This window comes from Rhizobium tumorigenes (assembly GCF_003240565.2).
GTDB classification, from domain to species: Bacteria; Pseudomonadota; Alphaproteobacteria; order Rhizobiales; family Rhizobiaceae; genus Rhizobium; species Rhizobium tumorigenes.
Genome location: NZ_CP117258.1, coordinates 371,947 through 386,939, shown reverse-complemented (window position 1 = coordinate 386,939; position 14,993 = coordinate 371,947). Strand labels below are relative to the sequence as shown.

Below are 14,993 nucleotides of genomic sequence, written 5' to 3'. Positions count from 1 at the left end.
GATGAACGCCGGTAAGATGCTGCGTTGGCTGATCCTCGGTCTCGCGGCGACATATTTCGTGCTGCCATTGGCGATGACTGCAATCTTCAGCCTTTGGGAAGGCGGCGCCGCCTACGGGCTGTCCTCCTATGCCGCCGTCTTCAGCCACAAGGCCCTGCTGCGACCCCTGGTCCTGTCGCTGGAACTGGGGGCGGCAACGATAGCGGCGATCTACGTCATCCTCGCACCCGCAGTCATCGCCGCACATCTCTACATGCCGCGCATGCGTGCGGTCATCGAGTTCGTCGCGATCCTGCCCTTCGTGGTGCCGGCGATAGCCCTTGTCGGTGGTCTTTCGATGCTCGTCAAAGGCCCGATGTGGCTGATCGGATCGCCGTTCTATCTCGTCATCCCCTATTTCTTCGTGGCGTTGCCCTTCGCGTTCCGGGCACTCGATGTCGGCCTTGCGGCGCTCGATATCCGCACCTTGAAGGAAGCCGCGGAAAGCCTTGGGGCAGGAGGGCTGACGACGATCCGGCTGGTCGTTGTTCCCGGCATCCGCGCGGCAGCCGTCAACTGTGCGCTGCTGACATTCACCGTCGTCATCGGAGAATTCACGGTCTCCAACATCCTGCTGTTTCCGACCTTGCCGGTGGCAATCAATGAGGTCGGCAAAAGCTCTCCGACGCAGGCCGCCGCCCTGTCGATGATCAGCTTCTTCCTCACCTGGCTGGCGATGCTGGTCATGATGGTATTTGGCCGGAAAACATGAGTTTCGGGTCAGCGCCAACAGTCGCGCGCAGTGAAAACGCTTAGAGACGCACCATCCGTCGCTATGCCAGGGCGGAACAGATAAGCGCGCAAGGGGTTATTGGAGGAGCTGATGTCAGTCGGCCAAACCGGCGAAATGCCACTTTGTGAATGGAAATCAGATATGCAAATTCCTCAGCACACCGTCATTGCCGTCGCCGACGGCGAAAAGCTCAACCTCTTCCAGAACGAGGGTGATGCTGCCAACGTCAAGCTGAAGGCCATGCCCGACGAGGCAGTTGATAGTTCCAAAATCGGCTCCGGCAGCCGCCATTCGAGCAGCTCCGCCAATCCGGATGACAGCCAACAGGATGAAGATGGTTTCGGTGCCGGTGTAGCCGATCTTTTGAACAAGAAGGTGCTGGCGGGGAAGATCAAAAACCTCGTCGTGATAGCGGCGCCCCGGACACTTGGCGAATTGCGCAAAGGCTACCACAAGACTGTATCCGACGTGCTCATCGGCGAACTCGCCAAGGACCTCACAGGTCATTCCATGCAGGACATCGAAAAGGCCCTGGCTGCTGCTTAACAGCAGCAGAACGAATGTTTGAGTTGCACCGGCCCCTTGCGGCCGGTGTATTTTTTTGTGCATACCGCGCCGCCACCGAGATTCGCGTAAAGCCTAGAGAGTCGGGCTTCTCCTTTTCGTGGACGCGAATTTGTCAAGACCCACATGACTCCGCTGCGTGGCGCAGGGACAGCTTTCCATTCAGCTAATGTCTATCGCCACCCGGACCGTCAGATGTTGCCCCGACGATATGCTCGCGTCGGCATCGACCTCAACGGGAGCGGGCGTTGCCACTTGCGCGACTGTATCGCGGCATAAAGACACAACTTCATCGGCGCAGATTATAACAAAGGTCACCGTTTCTAAAGGACTGTTTTGTATGTGTTGGCCTCGTTCTTTGCTGGTAAATTCCACATGCCCTTATTATTCAAGAAGAAGACACTGGATCTGCGGCCACTGTCTTTGATCACCATGGCACTGTTATTTGTAGCCTTCACACTGTGGAGCCAGTCGGATAGTTGGTCGACGTTGTTGTCCTCCACCGAAGTTCGACTGGTGGAAACAGCGCATTCCATCGCAACCCACACCGACGATGTTTATGCGTTGGCCAAGATGCCACTCGAAGAACTGGTCGTTGGCGCTGAAAAATCTTTGTCGGATGGGACGGGGATGGTCGCTGTTGTCGAGGAAATGCACCGAATTGCCGCAAGTACGAGCCTTTTCAGGAGCGTCGCCTATGCCGATGCCTCCGGAAAGCTGATCGAGTCGACGTTGAATACCAATTCGGCAGGTACAGACGTCGCGTACCGCGAGTACTTCCAATTTCATCAGTTCAATCCCGACCGGAATGCGCGCCTTGGTCTCCCGTCCAAAAGCCAGTCGGATGGACGATGGTTCCTGCCCATAACCCAAAGAATAGACCGCCCCGACGGAAGTTTCGGCGGGGTCATGGTTGCAACGATCGATCTCGATCACTTTTTCTCGTTCATGCAGGGCTTCAACCTCGGGGACGACAGCTCGTTCGCTTTGATGCGGGGCGACGGGAAAATAATCGTGAGATTGCCTGTGGATCCAAACGCCATGGGAGCCAGTATCGCTTCAACGCCATTCTACCGCGAGCACTCGTCGAAAGAAGAGCAAGGAGTTTACAGGTATGTCTCGCCATTCGACGGCACAGATCGCATCGGGGGCTTCTACAAAAGTAAACAGACGGGCGTAACCGTACTGGCGGCGCGGTCGAAATCCGTCTTGTTTAAGAGTTGGGTTCGTTACTCCCAGTATCCGTGGCTCTGTCTGTTGTTAACAGCGTTGGCCGCAGCAGCGATCGCTATCAGATGGCTCAGGCAGCGACGGCAGAGTGAAATTGTCGAGCAAAAGATCGCGGCTCGCGAAGCGGAGTTTCGCGTCATTGCCGATGCGTCTGCCGATGTCATCCAGAAGATAGATATGAATGGAAGCCGACAGTATGTATCGCGAGCCGCAGAAAAAGTGTTCGGCCAGCACCCCTCAGGATCTGATCGGGAGCAGCATTTACAACTTGGCGGACGCTGAGGAAGCAAAGGTGTGGCAGGACGCACTGGCGAAACTACACGAGGGGATGTCGAACCAGACGGTGCTTTCCAGCAGGAGGCGTCCCGACGAGGATGTCATATGGCTTGAAAGCGTTATTTCTTCCGTTCCACTGTCGACCGGCGGCATGAGCGATGGCTACGTCGTGGTCACTCGCGATGTCACCCAGCAAGAAGTCGCAAAAAGGGAACTTGGTGTCCTCGCCATCACGGACGAATTGACCGGGCTATTCAACAAGCGGTACTTCGCGAGCGCGCTGAAGAAATTGAGCAACAAGCGCCAGCAGAGAATGAATTCGCTTATAATGATCGACCTCGATCTTTTTAAGAAATTCAACGATACCTACGGCCATCTCCAAGGCGACAAGTGCTTACGCGACGTGGCAGCCACCATAAGGGAAATCTTGGTTGGACGCGATGCCATCGCAGCACGGGTAGGGGGCGAAGAAATTGCCGTCCTGATGCCTGGTGCCGACGCCGAAGATGCAGGCCGGATTGCCGAAAATATCCGCCAGGGAATTCTGGCGCTCGAAATTCCACACGAGCCGAACGCGCCCTATGGATATGTTACCGTAAGCTTGGGCCACGCCACTGAGCTGCTTTGGCGAGCCGGATCGGAGGACGAGGTTATGGTGGCTGCCGATCAAGCACTTTACGAAGCGAAACGAACGGGTCGCAACAAGAGCGTAGCTTCTTTCGGACCCGTCGAACCAAAGATCCCCGCGATGACCAATTCGCTGGCGGCTGCGCCGTAAGTTTGCACGAGATCTGCTATCGGACCTCTGTTTCGCACCTGCCGGGGAGCCGTTCCGGGGGACAAGCGTGTTGTTCGAGCGGCCGCGATGCAGCCGCCGCTCTTGAAATCTTACTCATCAAGCCGCTCCCAACCAACTAGCCAAGGCACCGCTTCATGCGTCGTTCAGTTGACCACTTCGAGCTTTACAGTGACGGATCCGGGGCGGTCGAAGATCGCAACATCGCCCGTCACCTGCCCAAGGATGATGATGCCGGGGGTGGGTACGCGGCCTGTCCGATAGTAGATCACGAAATGATCGGCATTCCACAGGCCGAGCGTGCCGACCGAGAAATCTCGCTGCCGTGTGAGCTTAGGCAGCGCGGAGGGCAGGTCTCCCGTCTTCTCCTGGCGGAGATGGTCGGACATCTCGATCGTCAGTGGTAGCATCCGGGCCAAGGATCTGGCGGCTTGATTGTCGGCGAGGGTGGCGGTAACTTCGCCCCACGCGCAGGAAATTCGGATGCTTTGTTGAGCCATGGCCGGTCCCGCCAACCCCAGTGCGACGACAGCAGATGCCAATATTGTCTTGGGCACGTGTTCGTCTCCGTTTCGCTTTTGCTTCGAGCGCTCGGATTGGACACCCGCCCGCCGTCATCGGTTTCGGCTCTACTCTCCGGCGCCCTTGCCGTAGTCCTCGTCGGACACCTTCTCCATCCAGGTTACCGAGCTTCCATCAAGCGCCTCGGCCACGGCGAAATGCGCCATTGGCTCACTGCTGGAAGCGCCATGCCAGTGCCGGATCAAAGGTGGTATCCAGACCACGTCTCCCGGGCCGACATGCTGAACTGGCTCACCCTCTTTCTGGACCCAGCCGCGTCCGCTGACGATGAACAGGGTTTGCCCGAGAGGATGTGTGTGCCATGCCGTGCGAGCACCAGCCGAGAAGGAGACGATGGCCCCGCCAATGCGCGCAGGAGCGTCGGCTTGATAGCGGCCCGAGATCTGGACGCTGCCTGTGAAATACGCATCTGGAGCTGCCGCAGCACCGGTGCCGGCGGGAGTGACGGTAAGGTTTGCCTGAGGAGCGCTCACCTGATTTCCTTTCCTGTTTTCGAAAACCTGTTTGAGGACAGGTACGGCGGACATGGCTCTCGGCCAGCCGGCGTAGAAGGCGACCTGCGTCAGCACCTCGGAAGCTTCTGACGACGTCAAGCCGTTATCCATGGCGCGGTTGGCATGAAACGGCAATTTTTCCGGCTGACCAACTGCGATCAAGGCGGCCATCGTCACTAGGCTCCGGTCCCGCGCGACAAGATCTGGTCGCTTCCACAGATCGTCGAACAGCACGCGGTTGGTGAATTCGGCCAGTGCCGCCGCTGTCGGTGCAACTGTGGTATTAACCGCCGTGCTCCGAGCAGCCTCGGATGCCGGGTCGAATTCGATCCGCGAGGCATCGCTATTCGTGACCGGACCGATTTCCCGTTCATCGAATGCCTTCTTTGTCTCCATCACGGCGGAGATGGCATTGGGCCAGCCCGTATAAAACGCAAGATGCGTGATGAGTTCACCGATCTCGGCGGGCTTCACACCATTGTCCAACGCTCGGCTGACATGCGCGGCAATCTGCCCAGTTTTTCCCGTTGCGACTATCGCCGAGAGGTTGACGAGGCTGCGGTCGCGAGGCATAAGTTCGGTCCGCTCCCACACTTCGCCGAAAAGGACATCATCGGTGAAATGGCCAAGCCCAGGCGCGACGGCATAGACGGCTGATGGCGCGACGCGGCGCTCTTCCTGCGCGTCCACACTTGTTGCGGCGAGAGCGGAGATGGCAATGCTTGCGGCAATGTTCTTCATCTTGATATCCTTAAATTTCATGTCAGGGACAGCGAGGTCATGTTGAAAGCATCGCACATCGGATAATCTTAGACGCACCAAACGTAGGGCGGCGACAGCGCAAACCTGCGCTGCCGTACGCGGCCTTGACGTCGCAGCTTTGGCTACGCCAGATGCTGCCCGAAAAACGCAGCGATCCGGTCGAACGGGATCTTGTCCATGCGGTCGTAGAGATCCGTGTGCCTGGCGTTCGGGATGATCATCAGTTCCTTCGGCTCCGCTGCGGCGGCAAAGGCTGTTTCGCTGAAGTACCGCGAGTGGGCGTTCTCGCCATGGACGAGCAGGAGCGGGCGAGGGGAGATCTCGGCAATATAGGTCATGATCGGCATGTTCATGAAGGACAGCGGCGTCGTCTGTGTCCAGGCATTGCCGGAGTTGACAGCGCGCGGATGATAGCCGCGGGGCGTCATGTAGTAGTCGTGGTAATCGACCAAAAACTGAGCCTCGCCGCCCTTGAGTTCATTGTAGCGCGGCTGGTAAGCCGGCGTCTTCTTTTCCGCGTCCGCCCAGCGCTGTCGGCTCATCTGCTCAAGCGCCTGCGTCCGCTGTTCCGGGGTGACGCTGTCGTTGTAGCCCTTCGACATGACGCGGGTCATGTCATACATCGTGGTCGCAACGACAGCCTTGACGCGCTTGTCCATTGCGACGGCATTCAGAGCCATGCCGCCCCAGCCGCAGATACCGATAACGCCGATCCGCTCACGATCGATGGAGGGCTGCAGCCCCAGGTAATCGACCGCAGCGCTGAAGTCTTCGGTGTTGATGTCCGGTGAAGCGACGTTGCGGGGTTCGCCGCCACTTTCGCCGGTATAGGAAGGGTCAAATGCCAAGGCCGCAAAGCCGCGTTGGGCCATGGTCTGAGCGTACAACCCCGAAGATTGCTCCTTGACGGCACCGAAGGGGCCACCGATGGCAAGAGCTGGCAATGGTTGGCTGCCGCGGTTCTTCGGGAGGTAGAGATCGGCGACGATGGTGATACCGTAGCGGTTTTTGAACGACACCTTCTGGTGATCGACATTGTCGCTCTTGGGAAACACCTTGTCCCAGGACGAGGTCTGCGCGAGAGCCTGTGTTGCCGTCACAGCGGGGATCATGCTCATTGCCGCGACGGCGAGGCCTGCTCCCTTCATCAGACTGCGCTTGCTGGCGTTGACGGTGTCGTTGTTATCGATGTGCTTGCTCATCCTGCGATCCTTTTGACATTGAGGTTGTGATACGGTGGACGCCCGGGCGAAGCCGGAAACTGCGGGTCAGAGCGTCCTGGACGTCCGATTAGAAAAACTGCCCTGCTCATGATGGCGTCCTGGACGCACGCCATGCGGCGAAGGCCGCGAAAGAAGAACCGCACAGAAGGGCGGCGCTGAGCACGAAGGTCGACTGCCAACCGGCAGCGTCGAACAGAAGCCCACCCACAGATGCTCCGGCAGTGATGGCGAACTGGATGACCGCGACCTGAAGACCGCCTCCTGCCTCTGCGTCATCGGCGAGGATCCGGCTCAGCCACGTGCCCCAGCCAACCGGCGCTGCAGTTCCGAGAAAGCCCCAGCAGACAAGGGAGATGAAGACGGGAACCTGCTTGTCACCGACGGCGATCGTCGCCAGAGCGATACAGGCCATGAGAGCCGGGATGACGATCAGTATGCTGAACAGACGATGGTTCAGCAGTCGACCCACGACCCACGTTCCCACGGCTCCCGCCAGTCCCATCAGGAGGAGGGCGAGCGAGAGGGTTTCGATGCCAAGATGAGTTACTTGCTCCAGGAACGGTCGCAGATAGGTGAAGAGGGCGAACTGGCCCATGAACAGAAGCAGGATAGCGGCCATGCCCAGTGCCACCGGCGGACGCCGCAGCAATCGGAACACGTTCAAGGTTGCTCGGTCCCGGCGGGGTGGAAGCGTCGGCAGGGTGATCCACTGCCAGACGAGCGCGAGAAACCCGACAGGGACGACAAGGAAGAAGGCGCCGCGCCAACCGACATAGGCTCCAAGGAGACTTCCCAAGGGTGCGGAGATGGTCGCCGCGATTGCATTGCCAGCGTTGAGGAGGGCGAGTGCCTTCGGTACCTGATCGTTTGTGACCAAGCGCATCAAGATCGATGTCGACATCGACCAAAATCCGCCGATGGAAATCCCCAGCAGTGCGCGGCCCAGCATCAGGACCGGATAGGACGGCGCCAGCGTGACGACAATTCCGGACAGCATCAGCAGGATCGTCAATGCGAGCACGACCACGCGCCTATCCAGCCGCTGTGTCAGACCTGCAATGAACAGGCTGGTGAACACTGCAAAGATGCCTGAGATCGAGATCGCCTGCCCGGTGTTTCCCTCTGAAACGCCGAGATCGGCAGCGATCGGCGTCAGCAGGCTTACGGGCATGAACTCCGAGGCGATCAGTACAAACACGCACAAGGTCATGGAGAACACTGCGCCCCAGGCTGATCGTCTGCTTTCGATGGTTTCGTTATAGGTCAGCGTCATTGTCGCGATTTCGTTGGAGATTTCGGTTTTGCTTCTGGGGAACAAGGTAGTGCCAACGGACTTTATGAACTATCCGTGCTAATCCACATGGACCTATCGGATCTTGATATGAATGATGGAGTGCCCGATGCAGCGCGAGGACATGAAGGACCTGCTCTGGTTTCTGGAGGTCGCGAAGGAAAAGAGCTTCACCAAGGCGGCGGCAGCGCTTGGAACGTCGCAGCCGACGCTCAGCTACACGATCAAGCAGTTGGAGGCTCGCCTTGGCGTCCGGCTGCTCACGCGAACAACACGCAGCGTAGCGACGACGGAAGCGGGCGAGCGCCTGTTGCAGTCGCTGGCTCCTCGATTTGAGGAGATCGAGGCAGATCTGGCAGCACTTGTCGCCTTCCGGGAGAAGCCCTCCGGCACCGTTCGACTGACGCTATCAGACCATGTCCTGCAGACGACGGTATGGCCGAAATTGAGCCGCGTACTGGCGGACTACCCCGATATCCGAGTGGAACTCTACAGCGATAACGGCATGCGCAACATCGTCGAAGAGCGCTTCGATGCAGGCGTGCGGCTCGGGGAGAGCGTCGACAAGGACATGATTGCGGTGCGCATCGGGCCAGATTGGCGGCTCCGGGCGGTGGCCTCGCCAGACTACTTCGTTAAGCAAGGCATCCCAGTCACGCCCCAGGATCTCGTTCGACACGTCTGCATCAACATGCGCCAGGCAACCTGGGGCGGGTTCTACTTGTGGGACTTCGAGAAAGACGGGCGAGAACTGCGGGTCAGGGTGGAAGGCCAGCTCAGCTTCAATTCGTCGATCGCACAGATCGAAGCGGTCCTTCAAGGGTACGGGATTGCTTACGTTCCAGAAGATATCGTCGAAGAACACGTTGCGGCAGGCAGATTACAAGCCGTTCTGGACGACTGGAGCCAGCCGTTCGCCGGCTACCACCTTTACTATCCAAGCCGACGCCAGATGTCTCCGGCCATGACTGTGATTGTCGACGCACTCCGGCATCGGAACAGGCGTTGAGAAACAGCCTTGGGAGTGGTCAGACGTCCTGCAGACCAAGCCCTATCTCGGCTGCGCCCTTTCGCGTTGTTTGGTTGGCACGCGCATGTTTGACGTTTGAACTGCGTACCTGCGCGAACGCCTTGGTTCGAGATGGCGTGATCGAACTGCCCCACGGAAAGACATCACGGCGACAGCACCCGCAACCTGCGCCTTCGCTTGTCTAAATGACAGCGCGTGAGCCGTACGGCGGCCTTTCGCCGGCTCAGCCATACTAAGCCTCCCTTTAGATTTTTATTCCAAAAAATACGACAGGAGGGACGCAGAGAAGAGACCTTTACCCCCACCATTGGCAAAGGTTTGTTTTAGTTCTCTATCCGATTGATAGACTATCTCCATACAGCAGGTGCGCCGGCTTGTCGGGTAATTGATCTGAGGGAGAGAACACAATGTCGCAGACCAGAGAAGCTCTAAAGTTTGCCTACTGGGTTCCAAACGTCTCTGGCGGTTTGGTCATTTCCAACATCGAACAGCGGACGAGCTGGACGATCGAGTATAATCGCAAGCTCGCGCAGATTGCCGAGGCGAGCGGCTTCGAATATGCCCTGAGCCAGATCCGGTTCACCGCTGGTTACGGTGCTGAATTTCAGCACGAATCCGTTGCTTTCAGCCACTCGCTGCTCGAATCGACAACAACGCTGAAAGTTATTGCAGCGCTTTTGCCAGGGCCATGGAACCCGGCACTTGCCGCCAAGCAGATTGCCACCATCAATCACCTGACCAACGGCCGCGTCGCGGTCAACGTCGTCAGCGGATGGTTCCGCGGCGAATTCCATGCCATCGGCGAGCACTGGCTCGACCATGACGAACGCTATCGCCGGTCGGAGGAATTCATCCGGGCGCTTCGCGGCATCTGGACCGAAGACAACTTCACCTTCAAAGGCGATTTCTACCGCTTCAACGAATACTCCCTGAAGCCGAAGCCGCTCGATCCGCAGCCAGAAATTTTCCAGGGCGGCTCATCGCGTGCTGCGCGCGACATGGCGTCCCGCGTGTCCGACTGGTATTTTACCAATGGCAATACGCCGGAAGAGATTGCCAAGCAGGTCGACGATATCCAGGACAAAGCCAAGGCCAACAATCATTCCGTGCGCGTCGGCGTCAACGCTTTTGCCATCGTCCGCGAAACGGAGGAAGAAGCTAAGGCCGTTCTCGCGGAAATTATCGAAAAGGCAAATCCAGAGGCCGTCAATGCGTTCGGCCATGAGGTCAAGAATGCCGGCAAATCCTCTCCGGAAGGTGAGGGAAACTGGGCAAAATCGAGCTTTGAAGATCTCGTGCAATACAATGACGGCTTCCGGTCAAACCTCATCGGAACACCGCAACAGGTGGCAGAACGCATCGTCGCGTTGAAGCATGCGGGTGCGGATCTGATCCTTCTCGCATTCCTGCACTTCCAGGAGGAGGTCGAGTACTTCGGAAAGCATGTCCTACCTCTCGTCCGGAAGCTGGAAGAGCGTGAGAGCACGGCTGCTATCGCTGCAGAATAAATAGCTGAAGTACAGAAGGTCGCCATCCGACGACCCCTGGCAACGCTGATCGGCTGGTCGGCGAACAAACTGCTGTGACCCGTGCTGAGACCACCTTTCGCACCTACCGAAGAGCCGCAAATGTACGCAATAACCTATCCGCTGTTCATGGATGCTGCCCCGTCGTTCCGGACGGCAGCCCCCGAACACATCGAGCGAGGCGCGTTTGCGGCCGTTGCGCCAACTGCTCCCCGCACTGGCGAGTTGCAGCTTCATGGCGTCAACCTCTCGTTCGGCGGCGTGACGGCGTTGACGGATATCGATCTGTCAGTCGCAGCGGGCGAGATACGCGCGATCATCGGGCCGAACGGCGCGGGAAAGAGCTCGCTGCTCAACGTCATCAGCGGTGTCTATCGTCCCGATCGCGGTCATGTGCACATCAATGGTGTTGGCTACAAACAGGTGCCGACACAGAGACTAGCTCAGCTAGGTGTCGCCAGAACCTTCCAGAACCTTGCCCTCTTCAAGGGTTTGAGCGTCATCGAGAACGTAACGGCAGGCAGGGCGTTCAAGGTCCGTTCGAACTTCATTGGTCAGATCACCGGGCTGGGTCGCTCGCGGTTGGAAGAGAGGGACAGCCAGGAGCGAGCCGACCGCCTGCTCGAATTCCTGCGTCTTGCCCATGTTCGCAACCGCTTGGTGTCGACATTGCCGTATGGGCTGCAGAAGCGGGTCGAACTGGCGAGGGCGCTGGTCGCGGAACCTCAAATTCTGCTTCTGGACGAGCCAATGGCTGGGATGACCGCTACGGAGAAAGGGGAAATGGCGGGCTTCGTGCGCGCTGCGCGCGACGAATACGGAACGACGATCATTCTGATCGAGCACGACATCGGCGTGGTGATGGATCTGTCCGACCACATTGCCGTGCTCGACTACGGCCGCAAGATTGCCGATGGAAGGCCGGATGCCATTCGCTCTGACCAGCGCGTCATCGATGCCTATCTCGGTGTCGCTCCCGAGAACGAGGAAGGGGAGGGTATTTGATGGCGGACGTCGACTGGCAATTTTTTATCGAAGTACTCATCGGCGGACTTCTCTCCGGCGTAATGTATTCGCTCGTCGCCATCGGTTTCGTACTCATTTACAAGACATCGGGCGTGCTCAACTTCGCGCAAGGCGCCATGCTTTTGTTCGCGGCCCTTACCTTCGTCAGCCTCACCGAACGTGGCATTCCTTTCTGGCTGGCTTTCGTCATCACATTTGCGATCATGGTGCTGCTCGGCCTCGCTATCGAGCGGACTGTCCTTCGACCGCTGACCAACAAGCCACCGATCACGCTGTTCATGGCCACCCTCGGATTGTCCTATGTCATCGAAGGTGCCGCCCAGCTCATCTGGGGCACACAGGTCCATGGCCTGGAACTCGGAATTGATGACGTGCCGCTGGAATTCGGCGGCGTGCTGGTGAGCCAGTTTGACATTTTCGCGGCCGTCGTCGCGGCCGCTATGGTGGCGCTGCTTTCCGTGTTTTTCCGCTATACCCGGATCGGTCTATCGTTTCGTGCCGTTGCTGACGATCAGTTCGCAGCCTTAGCCGTGGGCCTCAAACTTCCATTTATCTGGGCGACCGTCTGGGCGACTGCAGGGCTTATTGCACTGGTTGCCGGCCTTCTGTGGGGCGCGCGGCTGGGCGTGCAGTTTTCGTTGTCCCTGGTGGTCCTGAAGGCTCTGCCGGTCCTCGTTCTCGGCGGCTTTGACTCAATCCTTGGCGCGATCGTCGGTGGTCTCATCATCGGCGCAGCGGAGAAGCTTGCCGAGGTCTACATCGGCGATTATTTCGGCGGCGGTATCGAGAGCTGGTTTGCCTATGTGGTTGCGCTAGCATTTCTGCTAGTCCGCCCCTCTGGTCTGTTTGGCCAGAAGCTTGTCGAGAGGGTCTGACGCATGTCCGCTGTCCTTTCCCAGGCCGATCGCTTGCCGCAGGTTACCACACCGAGGCTTCCGTTGGCAGCGCTGCTGTTGATCGCATACGTGGCGGTGCCCCTGATCGGAAACAACTATCTGCTGGAAGCTATCCTCCTTCCCTTTCTATCGTTGAGCCTGGCAGCACTTGGGTTGAATATCCTGACTGGCTATGCCGGACAGGTATCGCTTGGGAGCGCCGCTTTCATGGCTGCAGGCGCGTTTGCCGCCTATAATGTCAATCTTCGGGTTCCCGGCCTGCCATTGATCGCGACATTTGTCCTTGCAGGGCTGTCGGCGGCAGCGATCGGACTTATATTCGGCCTCCCAAGCCTCCGCCTCAAGGGCTTCTACCTCGCGGTATCGACCCTTGCGGCGCAGTTTTTTGTGCAATGGGCACTCACGAAATTCAGCTGGTTCTCCAACGAATCCGCTTCAGGCGTCATCGATGCGCCGTCGCTGAGCATCGCCGGACTTTCATTCAACGGCGGCATCGGTCGCTACCTGTTCTCGTTGACGACCGTGCTGTTGATAACATGGGCAACGGCGAGGCTGGTGAAGTCTCAGACAGGCCGCAATTTCATCGCCGTGCGCGACAACGAGACCGCCGCGCGGATCATCGGCGTCCCCGTGCTGAAGACCAAACTTCTGGCGTTCTCGATCTCATCCTTTATCATCGGCATTGCCGGCGTTCTCTGGGCTTTCACCTACCTAAAGACGGTGGAGCCTGCAGGCTTCAATCTCGATCGCAGCTTTCAGATACTCTTCATCGTGATCATTGGCGGGCTCGCATCGGTACGCGGCGCCTTTTTCGGCGCGGCACTCATCGTCATCTTTCCCCTGATCCTCTCGCGGTTGGGTGCATTTTTCCTCGGCGACATCTTCGATTCCGGTGTTCTCGACATGAGCCAGAGGGTCATCCTCGGGGCCCTCATCATCCTATTCCTCGTCATGGAGCCCGACGGACTGGTCGCGCTTTGGGACAGGGGCCGACAGCGCGTCGGCGCGGTATTCCGACGCGCGTAGCGCTCGGCGCCATCGCCAACAAGCAGAAGAAATTCAACATTCTATCAACCAGGAGCGGCATTGCGCCGGTCCATACCAAGGGTTCGCCTAAATGACGATTTTCAGTAGACTGAAACTGGCGGCGATGGCGACCGGCATCGCGCTGATCATCGGGCTTCCGGCTGCCCATGCCGACGAGCAATATTTTCCGCTGCAGAGCTACCGCGTCGGGCCTTACGCAGCTGGCGGCACCGGTTTCTTCGGCGGTTTCATCGACTATCTCAACCTGATCAACACCCGCGACGGTGGCGTCAATGGCGTAAAGCTCACCTGGGACGAATGCGAAACCCAGTATGAGGTCGAGCGCGGTGTCGAATGCTACGAGCGCCAGAAGAGCCATCCCAATGCGGCGGCCTGGAACCCGCTTTCCGTCGGTATAGCCTATGCCATGATCGACCGGGTGACGCAGGACAAGATACCGCTGATCACCATCAATCACGGTCGCACAGATTCCACAGACGGACGCATCTTCCCCTATGTCTTCCCGCTGCTGCTCAATCCCTACAGCGAAAGCTCTGGTATCGTGAACTACATTGCTTCCAAGCTTGGCGGCCTTGAGAGCTTGAAGGGCAAGAAGATCGTCGTGCTCTATCACGGCTCGCCCTATGGCAAGGAAACGATACCGATTTACGAGTTGCTTTCGAAGAAATACGGTTTCGACCTGCAACAGATCGAGGTACCTCATCCCGGCAATGAACAGCAGTCGCAGTGGCTAACCATCCGTCGCGCCAAGCCTGACTATGTGGTTCTGCGTGGATGGGGCGTCATGAACCCGGTGGCTCTGAAGACGGCCGCCAAAGTCGGCTTTCCGGCAGATCATATCGTCGGCAACGTCTGGTCGAATTCTGAAGAGGACGTCATTCCGGCAGGGGACGCCGCCAAGGGTTATACCGCAATCACCACCCAGGCATCGGGCGCCGAATACCCCGTTGTCAAGGAAATCGTCAAGACGGTCTACGATGCCGGCAAGGGTAACCTGCAGGACAGGAAGCGCATCGGCTCCGTCTATCACAACCTCGGTATCGTCAACGGCATTCTCAACGTTGAAGCCATCCGCATTGCGCAGGCGAAGTTCGGCAATCGTACATTGACCGGCGACGAGGTGCGCTGGGGCTTCGAACATCTGAAGCTCGATCCGGCCCGTGTCGAAGCCCTGGGCGCCAAAGATCTGTTCCACTCGATTGACGTCTCCTGGGATAATCACGAGGGCAACGGCTACGTGACTTTCCAACAGTGGGACGGCAAGAAATGGAATGTCGTGTCTGACTGGATTGCTCCCGACTGGGCGCTGCTTCGTCCAATCATCGAGAAATCATCCGAGGCCTATGCGAAGGAAAAGGGCATTACGGTCCGCACCTCCGGGGAAACACCCGCGACCAATTGAGGACTCGCGGGTCCGTCAACCGGCCGGGTAGCGTGCGCCCGGCTTTGCACAGCCGTCCCATTCGAAGGAGGCATTC

General features: G+C 58.3%; 14 protein-coding genes. 10 read left to right on the top strand and 4 right to left on the bottom strand.

Going from position 1 to position 14,993, the window contains the following annotated elements:
- Nucleotide 1 precedes the first annotated feature (1 nt).
- The 4 genes from PR017_RS25385 (at nucleotide 2) to PR017_RS25370 (ending at nucleotide 3,620) form a co-directional block, all read left to right on the top strand.
- On the top strand, nucleotides 2–751 hold the full coding sequence (locus PR017_RS25385; RefSeq protein ID WP_111221441.1) for an ABC transporter permease: 750 nt from the start codon (nucleotides 2–4) through the stop codon (nucleotides 749–751).
- Between the two features lie 162 nt (nucleotides 752–913).
- Nucleotides 914–1,318 (top strand): host attachment family protein, encoded by a 405-nt coding sequence (locus PR017_RS25380; protein WP_111221442.1) that lies wholly within the window; start codon nucleotides 914–916, stop codon nucleotides 1,316–1,318.
- Nucleotides 1,319–1,678: 360 nt separating this feature from the next.
- The gene (locus PR017_RS25375) at nucleotides 1,679–2,848 is read left to right on the top strand and encodes a PDC sensor domain-containing protein (protein ID WP_133255636.1); all 1,170 of its coding nucleotides are present in this window, start codon (nucleotides 1,679–1,681) and stop codon (nucleotides 2,846–2,848) included.
- Complete coding sequence (locus PR017_RS25370) at nucleotides 2,748–3,620, top strand: GGDEF domain-containing protein (RefSeq protein ID WP_111221444.1); 873 nt, start codon at nucleotides 2,748–2,750, stop codon at nucleotides 3,618–3,620. Before PR017_RS25375 ends, PR017_RS25370 begins: the two co-directional genes overlap by 101 nt.
- 164 nt (nucleotides 3,621–3,784) lie before the next feature.
- On the opposite strand, the gene PR017_RS25365 is transcribed toward PR017_RS25370, so the two are convergent.
- The 4 genes from PR017_RS25365 to PR017_RS25350 form a co-directional block, all read right to left on the bottom strand.
- Nucleotides 3,785–4,195, bottom strand: coding sequence for a cyclophilin-like fold protein (locus PR017_RS25365; protein ID WP_111221445.1), 411 nt, complete (start codon nucleotides 4,193–4,195; stop codon nucleotides 3,785–3,787).
- Nucleotides 4,196–4,267: 72 nt separating this feature from the next.
- Entirely contained in the window at nucleotides 4,268–5,455 is a 1,188-nt protein-coding gene (locus PR017_RS25360; protein ID WP_111221581.1) for a (R)-mandelonitrile lyase, read from the bottom strand.
- 143 nt (nucleotides 5,456–5,598) lie between these two features.
- Nucleotides 5,599–6,678 carry an alpha/beta hydrolase gene (locus PR017_RS25355; protein WP_111221446.1) on the bottom strand — a complete coding sequence of 360 codons (1,080 nt, stop codon included), beginning with the start codon at nucleotides 6,676–6,678 and terminating at the stop codon, nucleotides 5,599–5,601.
- Between the two features lie 106 nt (nucleotides 6,679–6,784).
- Nucleotides 6,785–7,972, bottom strand: a complete 1,188-nt coding sequence (locus PR017_RS25350; protein WP_111221447.1) for an MFS transporter — start codon at nucleotides 7,970–7,972, stop codon at nucleotides 6,785–6,787.
- Nucleotides 7,973–8,099: 127 nt separating this feature from the next.
- On the opposite strand from PR017_RS25350, the gene PR017_RS25345 reads away from it, so the two are divergent.
- The 6 genes from PR017_RS25345 to PR017_RS25320 all read left to right on the top strand — a co-directional run bounded on the left by PR017_RS25345 (nucleotide 8,100) and on the right by PR017_RS25320 (nucleotide 14,917).
- Nucleotides 8,100–8,999, top strand: coding sequence for a LysR family transcriptional regulator (locus PR017_RS25345; RefSeq protein ID WP_111221448.1), 900 nt, complete (start codon nucleotides 8,100–8,102; stop codon nucleotides 8,997–8,999).
- Nucleotides 9,000–9,427: 428 nt separating this feature from the next.
- Nucleotides 9,428–10,528 (top strand): dimethylsulfone monooxygenase SfnG, encoded by a 1,101-nt coding sequence (gene sfnG / locus PR017_RS25340; RefSeq protein WP_111221449.1) that lies wholly within the window; start codon nucleotides 9,428–9,430, stop codon nucleotides 10,526–10,528.
- Nucleotides 10,529–10,648: 120 nt separating this feature from the next.
- Complete coding sequence (locus PR017_RS25335) at nucleotides 10,649–11,551, top strand: ABC transporter ATP-binding protein (RefSeq protein ID WP_111221450.1); 903 nt, start codon at nucleotides 10,649–10,651, stop codon at nucleotides 11,549–11,551.
- Nucleotides 11,551–12,447: a branched-chain amino acid ABC transporter permease gene (locus PR017_RS25330; RefSeq protein WP_111221451.1), complete on the top strand. Its 897-nt coding sequence runs from the start codon at nucleotides 11,551–11,553 to the stop codon at nucleotides 12,445–12,447. The genes PR017_RS25335 and PR017_RS25330 overlap by 1 nt, the downstream gene beginning before the upstream one ends.
- Nucleotides 12,448–12,450: 3 nt before the next feature.
- Nucleotides 12,451–13,494 (top strand): branched-chain amino acid ABC transporter permease, encoded by a 1,044-nt coding sequence (locus PR017_RS25325; protein ID WP_111221452.1) that lies wholly within the window; start codon nucleotides 12,451–12,453, stop codon nucleotides 13,492–13,494.
- Between the two features lie 91 nt (nucleotides 13,495–13,585).
- Nucleotides 13,586–14,917, top strand: coding sequence for an ABC transporter substrate-binding protein (locus PR017_RS25320; RefSeq protein ID WP_111221453.1), 1,332 nt, complete (start codon nucleotides 13,586–13,588; stop codon nucleotides 14,915–14,917).
- Nucleotides 14,918–14,993 lie beyond the last annotated feature (76 nt).